This is a genomic window from Methylococcus mesophilus, assembly GCF_026247885.1.
GTDB classification, from domain to species: domain Bacteria; phylum Pseudomonadota; class Gammaproteobacteria; order Methylococcales; family Methylococcaceae; genus Methylococcus; species Methylococcus mesophilus.
Genome location: NZ_CP110921.1, coordinates 2,397,703 through 2,411,824 on the forward strand (window position 1 = coordinate 2,397,703; position 14,122 = coordinate 2,411,824).

Consider the following 14,122-nt stretch of genomic DNA (forward strand, 5'->3'; position numbering starts at 1 on the left):
CGCTAGAGCAGACCCGCCACCTGGACGGACTTCTGCTCCGAGCTCAGTTCCTCCTCGAAGCAGCCGATGACATAGCCACCGGGAAATTCGACCAGATACACCGGGATGTTGGCTTCCTCGTGATGGCCGATCTGGACGATCTCACCCTCCGTACCGGCGGCGACCAGCAGGGCCTCCGGCTCATGGTCGGGGTAGCTGCCGTCGTTGAAGATATCGACTTCGGTGGCGACCTTTTGTCCCCATTGATAAATCGGAGCGCGTTGGTCGATCATGCGGCCTCCTCCTTCGTTTCCGGCGCCTCTTTCGGCGGCGGCGGGTTGTCGAGCGACTCGATCTCCCGCCCTTTCATGCCGACCGCGTAGCCCCGATCGGGGAAATCGACGGCATAGATGTAGAACTGCTGGAGAAAGGTGTTGATGCTCTTGACGTAGCCGACCTCGCCTTTCTTGACCAGCACCTCGCCGATCTCCGCGCCGTTGAATGTGCCGTCGTTGCGCACCACCTTTTTGGATTTGACCTTTTCGCCGAAGTTGAACTTCGGCGGGTCGTTCAATTCCATGCTATCGCTGTCGCGACTGATATCACCCATGGCTATCCCCTTGATTCATCTCTAGCAGGCTTCCGGCAAAACGTCGCCGGCCTGCGGTTCGTTAAACCGCTGCGCCACCAGCTCCCGCACCGCCTGGTCCGGGTCGGCCCGCATAGGCTCCAAATCCGCCAGTTCCAGGCGGCTGGCGACTTCGTAACGCAAGCGCCAGTCCGGATCCTTGATTAACTGCTTCAACTGCTTGTTGTCCATGCGCCTGACCGCCGCCAGCCGGACTCCGACCTCCCGGTCCGCGGCCAGCGTCGGCAGCCATTCCGGCGCGATCCGCTGCGCCACCACTTTGCGCACTTCCGGGTCGCGGTCGTGGATCAGCTTCACCAGCAACCCCGGCGGCAAACGTCGCGCCACGATCTGGCGCACGAAATAGTCCTCGTCGCCGATCATCGCGGCCAAATCGCCCGGCTCCAGCCGCTCGGCCACCCTGACCCGGACGTCCCGGTGCGGATCGCGCCGGAGGATTTCGAACTGCTTGGAGCGCACCGGCAGTCGCTGGGCCACGCTCTGCCGCACGGTCTCGTCCGGATCGCCGACCAGCCGTGGCAGGTAGAACAGTTCCACGTGCTTGGCCGCCACCGCCCGGGTCTCGAAATACGGATGCTCCAGGTAGGATTTGGCCAGATCCGGATTCCACTTGAAGAACCGGTCGATGCGGCGGGCGTAGCGGTCGTGGACGCAGGCGTGGCCGAGATGGCAGCGGCCTTCGGTCAGGCCCTCCCGCTGCTCGCATCGACCGCAGTCCAGCAGTTTGCCCTGCCAGTCGCGCGCCTCCTCGATGTCATTCGTCGTCGTCCCCATTGGCCTGCCTCTCCAGGACGCCCATCAACACTTTGCCGCCGAGCTTGTCGGCCGGGTCCAGCTCCAGCAACTTCTCCACCGCGGCCCGGCCTTCCTCCAGGTTGCCCAAGCGCATCTGCAGATAGGCATAGCCCTTGAGTGTGAACAGGAAGAACCGCGGCACGATGGCCTCGAAGCTGGTGAAATCCGCATCCGCCGGCTTGGCCTCACGCCAATCGGGTGACATGCCGTTGTCGAGCGCAGCCTTCACCAGGCATTCCTTTGCGATTTCCAAAGCTTCGGCCAGCCGGTTCTTGTAGAAATAGAACCGGTACTTGCCGATGTATACCGCCGCATGCCCCGGCGCAAGTTCCCAGGCCGCCTGCAGATGTCCCAGCGCCACCTCGTCCCGGTGATAGTTCTGTCCGGCCAGACGCAGATGCCGCTCCGCTTCGGCGGGCAGGCCCTCGCCCAGGCATTCCGCCACCGGGTCGCCGTCAAGCGGGACTAAGACCGGCTCCTCCGTGCCTTTGAGCGCCGCGCTGTCAGCAGCCGTGCCCATGTCCGTCTCAGGCGCTCTTGATGGGGATGCTGGAAATGGACACCGCGGCTTCGGCCGGAACGGCACCCGGCGCGCTGGTGCTGCAGGTGCCGCAGCCGGTCGCTTTCGGATCGATGAACACCAAACCGCTCTGCAATGGAGTGTCCTTGAAATCCATGGTCACACCCTGCAACAGCAAGCGGCTCTCCGCAGGCAGGAACAGCTTCAGCCCTTGCACGGTGACAACGGCATCGCCCGGCAAGGGCGCGGCTTCGACGCTGAATTCCGACGCCAGACCCGAACAGCCGCCCGGGCTGACCAGCAGCCGGAAGCCGGCATCCGGTCCGGCCCCGCCGAAACGCACCATGCGCTGAATGAACTTTTCCGCACTCGGAGTGATGGTTAGATCCATGGATGTTCCCCTTAAGCCGCTTCGTATCGCGGGTAGTTGTCGTCAATGATGCAGGTGAGGTCGATGGGACACACCGCCACACACTGCGGTTCGTCGTGATGGCCGATGCACTCGGTGCATTTGGCCGGGTCGATCACGAAAAGCCCGTTGCTCGCTTCCGAAATGGCCTGGTTCGGACACTCCGGCTCGCAGGCGCAACAGCCCGTGCAGTTTTCTTCGACTATCGTGTAAGCCATGTTTCAAACTCCTGGGTGGCATACCCTCGTTCTCAGCCTTTCCCTTCCGGGCATTGCCGTAGAGTTAAATGTGCCTCGTCACCCCGGCAGGGAATGCCGGGGTCCAGGAACCAAGGATGGTTACGGCCTAACACATCCCTGTGCCCTGGATTCCGGCAATCCCTGCCGGAATAACGGCTTAACTGAATCTATTTCCCCACATCAAGCCGCGATCAAAGCGCCCTGGCGGATTTCCGCATCGCCTTTGACCACATGCTCGATCTCGCCGGCGGTAACCTTGTCCAGATATTCCCTGAAGTAGGCGATCGCCGACTGCTCGATGAACTGGCCGGCATACTGGTCCACCGGATCGATGCCAGCCGTCTTCAGATCGTTCTTCGGACAGCCGCCGATCTTGGCCACGAACACCGCATGGCAGTCGTTGATGGCCCGGATCACCGTGCCCAGCGCGTCCTCCTCGCCGTAGCCGCCCTGGCAGTACAGGTCCACCCGGCGATGGCCGACGAACTTGGCGCCCGAGGTCGACAGCTCGTAGATCTGGAACTCGGTGGCATGGCCGAAGTGCTCGTTGACCTTGCCGCCGCCCTTGGTCGCCACCGCAATCAGCATCTTGATGTCGGAATGCGCGCCGGCCAGGGTCTGCAGTTCTTCCTGCTTGGCCGCCACCACCGCCTGACGCTCGTTCTCCACGGCAGCCTGATAGGCCTTGCGGGCGTCCAGGTCGTAGTTGACCTCCATCTCCATGATCTTGTCGGTGGTGAACTCCGCGCTGCGGTCCTCGCCCAGCAGGCCCACCGCGTCGGCGCGGCACTGGCGGCAATGGCGCATCATGTTCATCTCGCCTTCGCAGCTGTCCTGCAGCGCCTTCAGCTCCTGCGCCGTCGGGCCGCGCTGGCCGGTCAGGCCGAACACGGTGCCGTGCTCCGGCGCCGAGATCAGCGGCATGATGTTGTGCAGGAAGGCCCCGCGCGACTTCACCGCCTTGTTGACCTCGACCAGATGGTGGTCGTTGACCCCCGGAATCATCACCGAGTTGATTTTCGACAGAATCCCGCGCTCGGTCAGCATCTCCAGACCCTGCAACTGGCGGTCGGTCAGAATCTTGGCCGCCTCCACGCCGGTGTAGCGCTTTTTCTTGTAGTAGATCCAGGGATAGATCTTGGCGCCTACCTCCGGATCGATCATGTTGATGGTGATGGTGACGTGGTCGATGTTGTACTTGGAAAGCTGTTCGACATGATCGGGCAGCGCCAGACCGTTGGTGGACACGCAAAGCTTGATGTCCGGTGCCGTCTTGGCGATCAGCTCGAAGGTCTTGAAGGTCTTTTCCGGATTGGCCAGCGGATCGCCGGGTCCGGCGATGCCGAGCACCGTCATCTGCGGAATGGTGGAAGCCACCGCCAGCACCTTCTTCGCCGCCTGTTCCGGGCTCAGCTTTTCGCTCACCACGCCCGGCCGGCTCTCGTTGGCGCAATCGTACTTGCGGTTGCAGTAGTTGCACTGGATGTTGCAGGCCGGAGCCACCGCCACATGCATGCGCGCATAGTGGTGATGCGCTTCTTCGCTGTAGCAGGGATGGTTCTTCACCTTCTCCCAGATTTCCGGCGGCAGGTCGTTCTCGCCCGCACCCGAACCGCAGCTCGCCTTGCCGGAACCGCCGGAAGTGCCGCAACCCTTGTGCTCTGCGACCTGCTGCATGATTTCTTCGACATTCACCGCGGCATTGACGCCCGCGGACTCCGCCCCCGTATGGTTCTGCACTGTTTGCATTGCTAGACTCCTAGATTCGTTTGCCCGTCGCTGCTTCTGCTTCGTCCCGCCACGCCCCTTGAATTCGTTCGCTACCCACCGGTAAAACCTGCCGGTGCGGAACACTGGTAGACACTCACGTTGAAGATAAAGCAATCGGCGTACCAGAAACGGATATCTAGGGAAAACAAGCCCTTGATTTAATTACCACACGAATCGAGCGTGTTTAGGGGGGCACAAATCCGCCGGATTTGGTCGGGCTTGTCCGGAACGCGACAAACTGAAGTGCCTCACCGATCCTGGGTAGCCCGTGCCTGCAAAGTCCCCCAGCAAGCGGGCTAGTGCGTAGGAAGAAGTGGCCTTGCCTCGCCGTCCAGAAACAGGGATTGTCGATGCCATCGACACATTGCCGTCTTATGTCGATTAAGCCGGAAACCATCGACACATTTGATTGACGTGTCGATGCCATCGACATAGACTGCGGATGTGTCGAAAAACTTGATAAACGTCAACATGAGCCATTGGCAGGCCGACCGGCCTTATCACGATCTGCCGCCGTTGCCGCCGCAGGCGGATATCGAAACCAAGGCCATCCTCAAACGCTGTATCACCGCGCGCGCCGCCCTGGCCGAGCTGAAGCAGGCGGCCGAATTGATCCCCAACCAGGCAATCCTCATCAATACGCTGCCGCTGCTGGAAGCCTGCGCCAGTTCGGAAATCGAGAACATCGTCACCACTACCGACAAGCTGTTTCGGCACCTGGGCAACGAGGGCCAGGCCGACCCGGCCACCAAGGAAGCCCTGCGCTACAGCCGCGCCCTGTTCGAGGGATACCGGGCACTCAACCAGCATCCGCTGAATACCCGCACGGCGGAGGAAATCTGCACCCAGATCAAGGACGTGCAGATGACCGTGCGCCGCACGCCCGGTACCGCGTTGGCCAACGAGGCGACGGGCGAGGTGGTCTATACGCCGCCGGAGGGCGAACATCTCTTGCGCGACCTGCTTGCCAACTGGGAGCGCTTCCTGCACAACGAGGTCGAGGTGGATCCTTTGATTCGCATGGCTGTGGGGCATTACCAGTTCGAGGCGATACACCCCTTCACGGACGGCAATGGCCGAACCGGGCGCATCGTGAACAGCCTGTTCTTGATCCAGGAAAACCTGCTGACGCTGCCGATCCTGTATTTGAGCCGTTACATCATCCATAACAAGGCGGAATACTACCGTCTGCTGTTGGCAGTGACGCGCGAGCAAGCCTGGGAGCCCTGGATACTGTATGTACTCCGCGGCGTCGAGGAAACCGCGGTGTGGACCGGCGCCAAAATCGCGGCGATGCGCGCGCTGTTCGACCACACGACCGAGTATGTGCGCGCCAGCCTGCCCAAAATTTACAGCCATGAACTGGTGAGTCTGATTTTCGAATTGCCCTATTGCCGCATCGGCAGCCTGACCGAGGCGGGTATCGCCAAGCGGCAGACCGCTTCGCAATACCTGAAGCAGTTGGTGGAAATCGGCGTGCTGGCCGAACTGGAGGCAGGCAGGGAAAAACTGTTCGTCCATCCCAAGCTGCTGCAGCTGCTGACGCGCGACGGCAATGAATTTACGCCTTACGGGCGACAACCGTGAACGAGCCGAAACCCGCGCCGAGCACATCGGCCCCGCCCTGGCGGCGGCGGGCTGGGGCATCGTGGAAGGCAGCCGCATCCGCCGCGAATATCCAATCACGCCGGGTCGCATAGAAAGCCATAGCCGGCGCGGCAAGGCGCTCACCGCCGATTACGTGCGGGAGTACCGCAACCCCAGGCTGGCGGTGGTTGAGGCCTGGGACAAGCCGCTGACCGAGGGCGTGGGGCAGATCAAGGATTACGCGGACAAGCAGCAGGCCTTCCTCGACTTCGTGCTTTCCCACTACGTCTGCAGCGGGGTGGAAGAGCTGGATCAGGCCAAACTGGCGCCGTTGCTGCGCCTGAAGTATCACGACTCGATCGCCGACGCCCTGGCCGATCTGGGCCGGCCGGAGGAAATCGGCCGGCTGTTCGCCGGCTTCCAGAAATATCTCTATCAGCGCGCCGCAGCCGCGTCGGCATGAACGCCCAACACCGTAATGGCCATCGGGAGACACCATGAGCAATCGCGTCGAAATACTCTACTGCACTCAATGCCGCTGGCTGCTGCGCGCGGCCTGGATGGCGCAGGAACTGCTGACGACCTTCGACCAGGAAATCGGCGAACTCACGTTGAAGCCGGGTACGGGCGGCATCTTCGAGGTACGGGCCAACGGCGAGCTGGTCTGGTCGCGGAAGGAGGAAGGCAGGTTTCCGGAAATCACCGAACTGAAGCAGCGGGTCCGCGACCGCATCGCCCCCGGACGCAGCCTCGGCCATGCCGACAGAAAGGAAAACTAAGGGTGCATGACATGACGACGCCGAAAGAACGGACTTATGAGGAAGCGGAAATCCGCGCCCGCCTGACGGCGGAACTTCCGCACTGGTATTACGAGAACGGTCAAATCAGGCGCAAGTACAAGACCCACGGCTGGAAAAGCACCCTGATGGTGGTCAACACCGTCGGGCACCTGGCCGAAGCGGCCTGGCACCATCCCGACCTGTCGGTGAGCTATGCCTTCGTCATCGTGAAACTGGTCACCCATTCGGCGCACGGCGTCACCGACAAGGATTTCGCCTTGGCGAAGAAAATCGAGGCGGTGATCCAGTGGCAGCCGGCGCTGGAAACCGGCGGCTTACTCGAAGGCACGCCGGACGATCCCAGGTTCAAGTACCTGAAATACGACTGAACAGCCCCCTCTCATCCAACCCCCACTTACACAAAATTCTCGACCCGATTCCCTCGGGTCATTTCTCTCCTCAAGCTTCCAAGAAGAAGCGCTCGCCCCGGCGGCAGGGATGGGCGCCACCCGTTTCCCAGGGAGCAACCTTTCGCCTGGACGAGGTCGGTTTCCAGCGATACGTCGCTCGGGATCTAAAGCGATTTGTAACGAAGGCATGTTCTACTAAATTTAACTTCATGACTTGTTTAGCGCTTCACATTGCCAACTGCCCACGCGGATCTTCTGATACTTCATCTGATCCTGAACGAGCATGACCCGCTTTTTTTGCTACGGCGACGCCTTTTCCCGCAATCTGGGATGGACTACTGAAGCCGAACAGGAGCGCCTTCGGGGCGCCCGTATAGCCATCGCCGGCCTAGGCGGAGTGGGTGGCTTTCATGCACTGACTCTGGCAAGGCTTGGGATAGGGGCATTCAACCTGTCCGATTTCGATCGTTTCGACATCGCGAATTTCAATCGCCAGGCCGGCGCGGCAGTGAGCACATTGGGACGCAGCAAGCTCGCTGTGCTCGCCGAGCAGGTCCGCGACATCAATCCTGACGCCGACATCAAAGGCTTTCCGGAAGGTGTCAGCGAGCGGAATATCGACGAGTTTCTTGACGGTGTGGACGTCTACATCGACGGTTTGGACTTCTTTGCTTTCTCCGCTCGCCGGCTCGCGTTTTCCGCCTGTGCTCGCAAGAACATACCGGCAGTTACCGCGGCGCCGCTCGGCATTGGCACCGCAGTCTTGGTTTTCATGCCGGGCGGTATGACATTTGAGGAATATTTCCAATGGGAAGGCTGCGACGAAACCGAAATGGCTCTACGTTTCCTGGTCGGCCTCGCACCGGCCGGCCTGGCCCGGGGTTACTTGGTCGACCCAAGCCGCATTGACCTCGCCTCGCATCGAGGACCTTCCACAGTCATGGGCTGCTATCTATGTGCCGGCGTCGCCGCAACCGAAACCTTCAAGATCCTGCTTGGGCGTGGCGAAGTCCGGGCCGCGCCGTGGGGATACCAGTTCGACGCCTACACGAACCGAATCAAACGCACCTACCGCCCGGGAGGCAACCGTCACCCGTTGCAAAAGCTGGCGCTGGCCATCGGCCGCCATGCCATGGAAAGCCGCCATGACCGCCATTGAGTCAACCTCGCCGGAATTACCCCCCTGCTTGCCTAGGTCGGGTCGTGAAGTTTTCGTCAGCGTTCTCAGATACTCGGAGCTTGTATCGTAAAACTGGAATGAAGCAGATCAACGGAACTGGAATCGGCGCGGCACATCCTGGTGGATTTGCTGAGGCAGGTACTGCATGTTCGGGCTCATTCCGCTAATATCATAAACACCGTAGCCATAATGAAGCGAGGAGAATATGCCCGGAGCTAAAACACGCGAAGAAGTTGCACTTGCCTATTCGTCCGAGCCCTGGTGGTATGATATTCGTGGATTTTTTATCCTAACATTTGCCTATAACAGCACAATTACTTCACAGATACGCTTTTTTGGACCCAACTTCGGGCCTCGCCACCTTGAAGTTGCCTGTGGGACCGGAACCCTGCTAGAGCTTTTCCTGCGTTGGCGCAACTGGAAAAAACTGCCCCCATCCCAGATCGTCGGAATTGATTATGCCGAATCGATGTTGGCGGGTGCGGTCAAGCGTTTCGCTGGTATCCCCTCGGCGCGGTTTCACCATGCCGACGCCGCCAACCTCCCCTTCACTGACAACAATTTCGATACTGCAAATATTGCCAACTCCGTACATTGCTTTCCCGACGTCAACGGCGCATTACGTGACGTTTTTCGAGTACTCAAACCAGGGGGCAGATTGGCAGCCAACGTATTACTCTATCCTCGAACCTCCTGGCCATTCAACCGGATTGCTCAGCGCATCAATCAATGGGGGATAAGAAAGGGAATACTCTTCACCCCCTATGAAAAGGATGATATTCGGCAACGGTTTATCGATTCCGGATTTGAAATTTCCACCGAGTCGGTCACCGGCAACTGTTACAACATTTTGTGCATCAAACCCTAGCAAGCCGTCACGCCCCGGATGACGGCTTGCGGCATGGCCTTGGCGCAGTGCGGCACGCACCCGGTGCAGACCCTGCCATGCCGCTTGATGGGACCGAAAAAGATACCTCCAATTCGATCTCGCTGGATAACGGAATTGGAATTCGCAATGCTCAGCAATGCTTTTATGAATCGCTTTTCTGAGTTTCGCTTCGCTAATTATCCGTTCTAGTCGTGACCCCATTTTTATATAGGAACATGGCATGGCCGATTGGCATGATAGATTTTATCGCTATTTCGAAGTGCAATCGGCAAATACGCCTGATTTACTTCGCGAAGCGATGTCTCTGAGGTATCAAGTTTATTGCGTTGAGCGGGCCTATAATGACCATCAACTCTATCAGGATGGCCTGGAGAAAGACGAATTCGATCAGACCTCCGCTCAATCCGTATTGCGTCATCTGGAAAGTGGAGAGGTGGCGGCAACGGTACGTCTGATACGACCCACCGCAGAGATTGAGTGCGGTCTGCTACCGATGGAGCTGCACTGTCAAATTGATCCGGAATTTCGCAGTAAAATATCAGGTATTCCTCGCGAACAAATCGGTGAGATTTCTCGGCTCGCGGTTTCAAAACAATTCCGCAGGCGCTTGGGTGAAGAACGGACCACACAGGGAGCCATCGAAATCTCAACACCTCAACAGCGGCGCCCGGATGACAGGCGAAGCATAATGCCGTTAATCACCTTGGGACTTTTCCAGGCGATTGTGACGATGAGTTCTGAACAAGATATTACCTTTTGGATGGCGGTCATGGAGCCACAGCTGTTGAGGCTGCTCAGGGGCTTTGGAGTAGCATTTGTGCAAATCGGGCCGGCTGCCAATTACCACGGGAAACGAATTCCGTGTGTTGGCCGGATATCTCAAGTCTTAGCGGAAATACGACGATCACGCCCAGATGTATGGGAGTTCCTCACACAGGATGGCATAAATACAGGAGGGACACCTTGCAGGCTCGAAGCTCACCCTGATTTCTGTTCTGGAAGGGGCTGTGGTAAGGCCATCGAATTTTCCGAAACAGATTTTGTATGTAAAGATTGAGGATCAGCACGGCACTTTGAGTTAGGGTCAGAACTGGTACAGAGGCAATGAGGGACACTGACTTTTTGTCATGCCAAAAGAAACGGGGGATGTTACTAAGCGAAAAGAAATAAATGTCGCATCGCTCGTCATTCCGGCATGGACTGCCGGAATCTAGAAGCCAGGGATGGCAAGGCCGATACATCCATGTCTCGGCACTCGCCAGAGTGCGTAGCGAATCCATGCCGAGGTGACGAGCTACTTTTCTTTCTTAACGTTTAGTAACCGGTCAAGAATTGGCGCGGCAAAAGTCCCGGAGCGGGATCGCTACCTCGCAGCTGACCTGGGGCGCCCCAAACCGCCCAACTCAGCTGGTCTAGACCGCACCTCCGTAAACCGAATAGCTCGATTCGATTTCGTTCTGTAACCGGGCTTCCAATCCACAGAGCTACAGCGCCTGAAATAGCCTCCGCGCCTCCTTACGCATGCCGCTGCGCTGGAACAGGAGCTTCCAGCGCTCGCCGCCGCACTGCCGCCACAGGACCACGGCGCGGATGCCGGCCAGGAGAAGCGCGCGGATGCGGTTGGCGTTGGCGCTGTTGGTGAGATAGGACGGTTGGCCGTTCACCATGACGCGGGGCCTTAACTGGCTCACGGTGCGCTGATAGAGATCGGCCAGGTTGGCGTAGACGGTGTCGTTGAGCTCGCCGAAATACTCGGCCTGCTCCTTGACCTGCTCGATGCCGGTGCGCAGGGTTTCGAGCATGCGGGGGTCGCTGACGAGCCTGCGCTCCAGCAGGATCAACGTGGCGCCGTAGCGCGCCAGTTCGGCATCGGGCGGCTCGAAGCCCGCGAGTTGGCGGTCCAGGAGCTGCAATCCCGTCTTGAGCCGTTCGATCCCGCCGTAAACGGCCGGCACGTCATCGGCATCGATCGCGAACACGCTGCGGACGACGGCGTCCAGGTCGCCGGCCTCCGCGGTGCCCCGCTGAGCGATCTGTTTGACAAGGTAGGTGGCCTGAGCCAGTCCGGCCAGCGCGATCACCTGGTTGGCGAGCGTCTTGATCATGACTCGATTTCCTAATCCTCTTCCCGACAAGCCATCTTGCGCCGGTTGTACTTGACGGCGTTGCCCTTGGCCAGATGTACCGGATATTTCTCTGCGTTGCGCTTCATCTTATCCCGAATGGCGGTTTCCAGATCGATCCCCAGCCGGTCGGCCAGGCGGATCAAGTAGATCGCCACGTCCGCCACCTCCTCGGCCACGGCCTGCCGGAGGTCGGGATCGTCGCCCACGGCGAGGGACTGTTCCGGCGTCAGCCACTGGAAATGTTCCATGAGCTCCGCGCTCTCCACCGCCAGCGCCATCACCAGATTCTTCGGCGTATGGAACGGGTCCCAGTGCCGCTCGGCGGCGAATTCGCGCAACTGTTGCTGTATCTCGGGCAGGTCCACGACCGGCTTTCTCCTTTTCGATGTCTTTGCTTGATTCCGCTCAACTCGTCAAAATAACTCCGACCCGCCGCGTCCAGGACCCTCCTCGTCATGGCATCATGTGGGCCAATTTTATGAATGAAGGCACGGGAGCTTACCGACTATGGACCGACTGATAGCCGACCTGCAGAAAACCATCCAGGCGCTCGAAACCATCAGCACCACCAAGCCGGCACTCGCAGAGCAGAGCGACGAGCTGCTGGACCAGTTGTTCCAGCAGAAAATCGACCTGGTGGCCGCCTCGCTCAATGCCGAAGCCCCCTCCTACCAGCAGGCATTACAAGCCATTTCGTCGGCGGCGGGCAAGGTCGAGAAGCTGGCCAAGAATCCAACGGATGCGGGAGAGACCTTCAAGTCCGTGGAAAACGCCATCGCCAAGCTGGCGCGTCTGCTCGATCAACTCGTGCATACGCAGTGACGGATCGGCACCCTGCCTGTCCGCCGATCCAGGCCGACGCGTACGCCCGGCTGGAGCGGCGGATCGGCCGCTGCCACCTGAATCAGCGTCTGGGCATCGAGCACGATTTCGAAGCCCGGATCTTCGGGCAAGGACGCACTTTCTTCCATATCGAAAACTGGAACCGCCTGCACACCCTGCTGCGGCGCATGCTCAAGCTGAGCCTCTTGTACCGCCCCGGCCAGCGCGCCGCCCGCCGCATCGAAATCCGCCGAAACGAATTCCGGCTGGAGCATCTGCCGGACGCCTTCGAAGGCTACACCCTGCTGCATATCAGCGACTTGCATCTGGACATGGCCCCGGACCTGCCCGATGCCCTGATCCGCGCCATCGCCCAGGCCGGGCATTACGATGCCTGCGTGCTGACCGGTGACTTCCGGGTTCGCACCTTCGGCCCTTACCGAAGCGCCATCGACGCCTTCGCCCGCGTGCGCCCCTCGATCGACAAACCGGTGTTCGCCATCTTAGGCAACCACGACACCATCCGCATGGCGCCCGAGATCGAAGACTTGGGGGTGCGCATGCTCCTCAACGAAGTCCACGAGATCAGCCGCGACGGCGCCTCCCTATTTCTTGCCGGCGTCGACGATCCGCATTACTACCGGGCGGACAACATCGAAAAAGCCGCCGACCCGATCCCGGAAGGCGCAGTCTCCATCCTGCTGTCCCACTCGCCCGAGCTGTACCGCCATGCCGCCTATGCCGATTTCGACATCATGCTGAGCGGCCACACCCACGGCGGCCAGATCTGCCTGCCCGGCGGCTTTGCCCTGACGCTGAACGCCCGCTGTCCGCGCGCGTTCGGCCGGGGCTATTGGCGCTATCACCGCATGCAGGGCTACACCTCGGCCGGCTCCGGCGTTTCCATCCTGGACGTCCGCCTGAACTGCCCGCCGGAGATCGCCCTGCACCGGCTCTCCCGCCTCCCCGCTCAATAGGGCCGGTTGCGGATGCGGAGCCGGTAAAGGACGGCGGAAAGGGCGAGTTCGAGGACGATGAACACGATGACGAACCAGGCGATGTAGCTCCATTCCAGACCGAAGCGCTCCCGCACCGCCAGCAGCGGCAACAACGCCTCCGGCACCTGGTCCAGACCCAGCGCCATGCCGCTGGAGCCGATGCCGAACCGCCGCTTGAGGAAGCTGGACAAGAGGTCTCCGGCCAGCGATGCCGCGCCGACCAGCGCTCCGACCTCCCAGGGCAGCCCCAGCAGCGGTGCGCAGCCCGCCGCTGCGCCTATGCCGCAGACCAGCCCCCGCCAGGTCTTGCTCGGACCGAGCCACGGACGCCCGTCCGGAAAGCGGCAACCGCTGTCCACCGGCCAGCCCAAGCGGTCGCCCAGCAGCTTCCGCAGCAGGATCGGCATGCCATTCGCCATCATCAGCAGGATGAGCAGTCGTGCGGTCATTCCCGTGGTTTCGGCGCCCATGTCGTTGCATCCGTAAATTCGCTACGATGCCGATCATAATCCGAACCGCCTTCGGCGTAGTATCCCGATGACCGACCCAACCCCTTCCCGCTGGGAGCATTTCGAGCACATGGCCGACATTGGCGTGCGCGGCTTCGGCCCCACGCCGGCGGAAGCCTTCGCCCAGGCGGCGCTGGCGCTGTCGGCGGTGATCTGCGATCCGGCCTCGATCCGGGAAACGGAAAAAGTCGAAGTGGAATGCGAGGCTACCGATCTCGAACTGGCGCTGGCGGACTGGCTCAACGCACTCGTCTACGAAATGGCGGTGCGGGGGATGGTGTTCGGCAGGTTCCAGGTCGACATCGCCGACGGCCGGCTGAAGGGCCGCGCCTGGGGCGAACCGGTGGACCCGCTGCGCCATCGGCCCGCGGTGGAAATCAAGGGCGCGACCTACACCGAGCTCAAGGTGGAACGCGAAGCGGGCGGTCTGTGGCACGCGCAGTGCGTGGTGGACGTTTGAC

At 60.5% G+C, this 14,122-nt stretch carries 20 protein-coding genes; 10 read left to right on the forward strand and 10 right to left on the reverse strand.

Going from position 1 to position 14,122, the window contains the following annotated elements; translation table 11 throughout:
- Positions 1-2: 2 nt before the first annotated feature.
- The 7 genes from OOT43_RS11285 to nifB all read right to left on the reverse strand — a co-directional run bounded on the left by OOT43_RS11285 (position 3) and on the right by nifB (position 4,340).
- Positions 3-272, reverse strand: a complete 270-nt coding sequence (locus OOT43_RS11285) for a nitrogen fixation protein NifZ (RefSeq protein ID WP_266020681.1) — start codon at positions 270-272, stop codon at positions 3-5.
- Positions 269-589 carry a nitrogen fixation protein NifZ gene (locus tag OOT43_RS11290; protein ID WP_266020682.1) on the reverse strand — a complete coding sequence of 107 codons (321 nt, stop codon included), beginning with the start codon at positions 587-589 and terminating at the stop codon, positions 269-271. Before OOT43_RS11290 ends, OOT43_RS11285 begins: the two co-directional genes overlap by 4 nt.
- Positions 590-610: 21 nt before the next feature.
- Entirely contained in the window at positions 611-1,402 is a 792-nt protein-coding gene (locus OOT43_RS11295) for a 4Fe4S-binding leucine-rich repeat protein (RefSeq protein WP_266020683.1), read from the reverse strand.
- Positions 1,383-1,943 (reverse strand): hypothetical protein, encoded by a 561-nt coding sequence (locus OOT43_RS11300; protein ID WP_266020684.1) that lies wholly within the window; start codon positions 1,941-1,943, stop codon positions 1,383-1,385. Before OOT43_RS11300 ends, OOT43_RS11295 begins: the two co-directional genes overlap by 20 nt.
- Positions 1,944-1,950: 7 nt before the next feature.
- On the reverse strand, positions 1,951-2,334 hold the full coding sequence (locus OOT43_RS11305) for a HesB/IscA family protein (RefSeq protein ID WP_266020685.1): 384 nt from the start codon (positions 2,332-2,334) through the stop codon (positions 1,951-1,953).
- An 11-nt stretch (positions 2,335-2,345) separates the two neighbouring features.
- Complete coding sequence (locus tag OOT43_RS11310; RefSeq protein WP_266020686.1) at positions 2,346-2,570, reverse strand: 4Fe-4S binding protein; 225 nt, start codon at positions 2,568-2,570, stop codon at positions 2,346-2,348.
- A gap of 201 nt (positions 2,571-2,771) precedes the next feature.
- A complete protein-coding gene (gene nifB, locus OOT43_RS11315) occupies positions 2,772-4,340 on the reverse strand; it encodes a nitrogenase cofactor biosynthesis protein NifB (RefSeq protein ID WP_266020687.1) in 1,569 nt (522 codons plus the stop codon).
- Between the two features lie 492 nt (positions 4,341-4,832).
- On the opposite strand from nifB, the gene fic reads away from it, so the two are divergent.
- The 7 genes from fic to OOT43_RS11350 all read left to right on the forward strand — a co-directional run bounded on the left by fic (position 4,833) and on the right by OOT43_RS11350 (position 10,263).
- Complete coding sequence (fic, locus tag OOT43_RS11320; protein ID WP_266020688.1) at positions 4,833-5,948, forward strand: protein adenylyltransferase Fic; 1,116 nt, start codon at positions 4,833-4,835, stop codon at positions 5,946-5,948.
- Positions 5,917-6,411: a type I restriction-modification enzyme R subunit C-terminal domain-containing protein gene (locus tag OOT43_RS11325; protein ID WP_266020689.1), complete on the forward strand. Its 495-nt coding sequence runs from the start codon at positions 5,917-5,919 to the stop codon at positions 6,409-6,411. Before fic ends, OOT43_RS11325 begins: the two co-directional genes overlap by 32 nt.
- Positions 6,412-6,445: 34 nt before the next feature.
- Positions 6,446-6,727: a SelT/SelW/SelH family protein gene (locus tag OOT43_RS11330; RefSeq protein ID WP_266020690.1), complete on the forward strand. Its 282-nt coding sequence runs from the start codon at positions 6,446-6,448 to the stop codon at positions 6,725-6,727.
- Positions 6,728-6,738: 11 nt separating this feature from the next.
- Positions 6,739-7,116, forward strand: a complete 378-nt coding sequence (locus OOT43_RS11335) for a 4a-hydroxytetrahydrobiopterin dehydratase (RefSeq protein WP_266020691.1) — start codon at positions 6,739-6,741, stop codon at positions 7,114-7,116.
- A 304-nt stretch (positions 7,117-7,420) separates the two neighbouring features.
- Positions 7,421-8,296, forward strand: coding sequence for a ThiF family adenylyltransferase (locus OOT43_RS11340; RefSeq protein WP_266020692.1), 876 nt, complete (start codon positions 7,421-7,423; stop codon positions 8,294-8,296).
- Positions 8,297-8,522: 226 nt separating this feature from the next.
- The gene (locus OOT43_RS11345; protein WP_266020693.1) at positions 8,523-9,185 is read left to right on the forward strand and encodes a class I SAM-dependent methyltransferase; all 663 of its coding nucleotides are present in this window, start codon (positions 8,523-8,525) and stop codon (positions 9,183-9,185) included.
- 241 nt (positions 9,186-9,426) lie between these two features.
- Positions 9,427-10,263: a PEP-CTERM/exosortase system-associated acyltransferase gene (locus tag OOT43_RS11350; protein WP_266020694.1), complete on the forward strand. Its 837-nt coding sequence runs from the start codon at positions 9,427-9,429 to the stop codon at positions 10,261-10,263.
- A gap of 427 nt (positions 10,264-10,690) precedes the next feature.
- On the opposite strand, the gene hflD is transcribed toward OOT43_RS11350, so the two are convergent.
- Positions 10,691-11,311: a high frequency lysogenization protein HflD gene (gene hflD / locus OOT43_RS11355; protein WP_266020695.1), complete on the reverse strand. Its 621-nt coding sequence runs from the start codon at positions 11,309-11,311 to the stop codon at positions 10,691-10,693.
- A gap of 11 nt (positions 11,312-11,322) precedes the next feature.
- A complete protein-coding gene (locus tag OOT43_RS11360; RefSeq protein WP_266020696.1) occupies positions 11,323-11,697 on the reverse strand; it encodes a nucleotide pyrophosphohydrolase in 375 nt (124 codons plus the stop codon).
- A 142-nt stretch (positions 11,698-11,839) separates the two neighbouring features.
- Between OOT43_RS11360 and OOT43_RS11365 the strand changes: the two genes are divergently transcribed.
- Both OOT43_RS11365 and OOT43_RS11370 read left to right on the forward strand, forming a co-directional pair.
- Positions 11,840-12,154: a hypothetical protein gene (locus tag OOT43_RS11365; protein ID WP_266020697.1), complete on the forward strand. Its 315-nt coding sequence runs from the start codon at positions 11,840-11,842 to the stop codon at positions 12,152-12,154.
- The gene (locus OOT43_RS11370) at positions 12,151-13,131 is read left to right on the forward strand and encodes a metallophosphoesterase (protein ID WP_266020698.1); all 981 of its coding nucleotides are present in this window, start codon (positions 12,151-12,153) and stop codon (positions 13,129-13,131) included. The genes OOT43_RS11365 and OOT43_RS11370 overlap by 4 nt, the downstream gene beginning before the upstream one ends.
- On the opposite strand, the gene OOT43_RS11375 is transcribed toward OOT43_RS11370, so the two are convergent.
- On the reverse strand, positions 13,125-13,622 hold the full coding sequence (locus tag OOT43_RS11375) for a CDP-archaeol synthase (RefSeq protein ID WP_266020699.1): 498 nt from the start codon (positions 13,620-13,622) through the stop codon (positions 13,125-13,127). The genes OOT43_RS11370 and OOT43_RS11375 overlap by 7 nt on opposite strands.
- Before the next feature lie 67 nt (positions 13,623-13,689).
- On the opposite strand from OOT43_RS11375, the gene OOT43_RS11380 reads away from it, so the two are divergent.
- Positions 13,690-14,121, forward strand: coding sequence for an archease (locus tag OOT43_RS11380; RefSeq protein WP_266020700.1), 432 nt, complete (start codon positions 13,690-13,692; stop codon positions 14,119-14,121).
- Position 14,122: the final 1 nt, after the last annotated feature.

Bases quoted from the DNA above. Each gene is read 5' to 3' on its own strand.
- OOT43_RS11345 (WP_266020693.1), top strand. From the start codon at position 8,523: ATGCCCGGAGCTAAAACACGCGAAGAAGTTGCACTTGCCTATTCGTCC.
- OOT43_RS11380 (WP_266020700.1), top strand. From the start codon at position 13,690: ATGACCGACCCAACCCCTTCCCGCTGGGAGCATTTCGAGCACATGGCC.
- OOT43_RS11285 (WP_266020681.1), bottom strand. From the start codon at position 272: ATGATCGACCAACGCGCTCCGATTTATCAATGGGGACAAAAGGTCGCC.
- OOT43_RS11365 (WP_266020697.1), top strand. From the start codon at position 11,840: ATGGACCGACTGATAGCCGACCTGCAGAAAACCATCCAGGCGCTCGAA.
- OOT43_RS11300 (WP_266020684.1), bottom strand. From the start codon at position 1,943: ATGGGCACGGCTGCTGACAGCGCGGCGCTCAAAGGCACGGAGGAGCCG.
- OOT43_RS11305 (WP_266020685.1), bottom strand. From the start codon at position 2,334: ATGGATCTAACCATCACTCCGAGTGCGGAAAAGTTCATTCAGCGCATG.
- OOT43_RS11295 (WP_266020683.1), bottom strand. From the start codon at position 1,402: ATGGGGACGACGACGAATGACATCGAGGAGGCGCGCGACTGGCAGGGC.
- fic (WP_266020688.1), top strand. From the start codon at position 4,833: ATGAGCCATTGGCAGGCCGACCGGCCTTATCACGATCTGCCGCCGTTG.
- OOT43_RS11310 (WP_266020686.1), bottom strand. From the start codon at position 2,570: ATGGCTTACACGATAGTCGAAGAAAACTGCACGGGCTGTTGCGCCTGC.
- OOT43_RS11325 (WP_266020689.1), top strand. From the start codon at position 5,917: ATGAATTTACGCCTTACGGGCGACAACCGTGAACGAGCCGAAACCCGC.
- nifB (WP_266020687.1), bottom strand. From the start codon at position 4,340: ATGCAAACAGTGCAGAACCATACGGGGGCGGAGTCCGCGGGCGTCAAT.
- OOT43_RS11340 (WP_266020692.1), top strand. From the start codon at position 7,421: ATGACCCGCTTTTTTTGCTACGGCGACGCCTTTTCCCGCAATCTGGGA.
- hflD (WP_266020695.1), bottom strand. From the start codon at position 11,311: ATGATCAAGACGCTCGCCAACCAGGTGATCGCGCTGGCCGGACTGGCT.
- OOT43_RS11330 (WP_266020690.1), top strand. From the start codon at position 6,446: ATGAGCAATCGCGTCGAAATACTCTACTGCACTCAATGCCGCTGGCTG.
- OOT43_RS11290 (WP_266020682.1), bottom strand. From the start codon at position 589: ATGGGTGATATCAGTCGCGACAGCGATAGCATGGAATTGAACGACCCG.
- OOT43_RS11375 (WP_266020699.1), bottom strand. From the start codon at position 13,622: ATGGGCGCCGAAACCACGGGAATGACCGCACGACTGCTCATCCTGCTG.
- OOT43_RS11350 (WP_266020694.1), top strand. From the start codon at position 9,427: ATGGCCGATTGGCATGATAGATTTTATCGCTATTTCGAAGTGCAATCG.
- OOT43_RS11335 (WP_266020691.1), top strand. From the start codon at position 6,739: ATGACGACGCCGAAAGAACGGACTTATGAGGAAGCGGAAATCCGCGCC.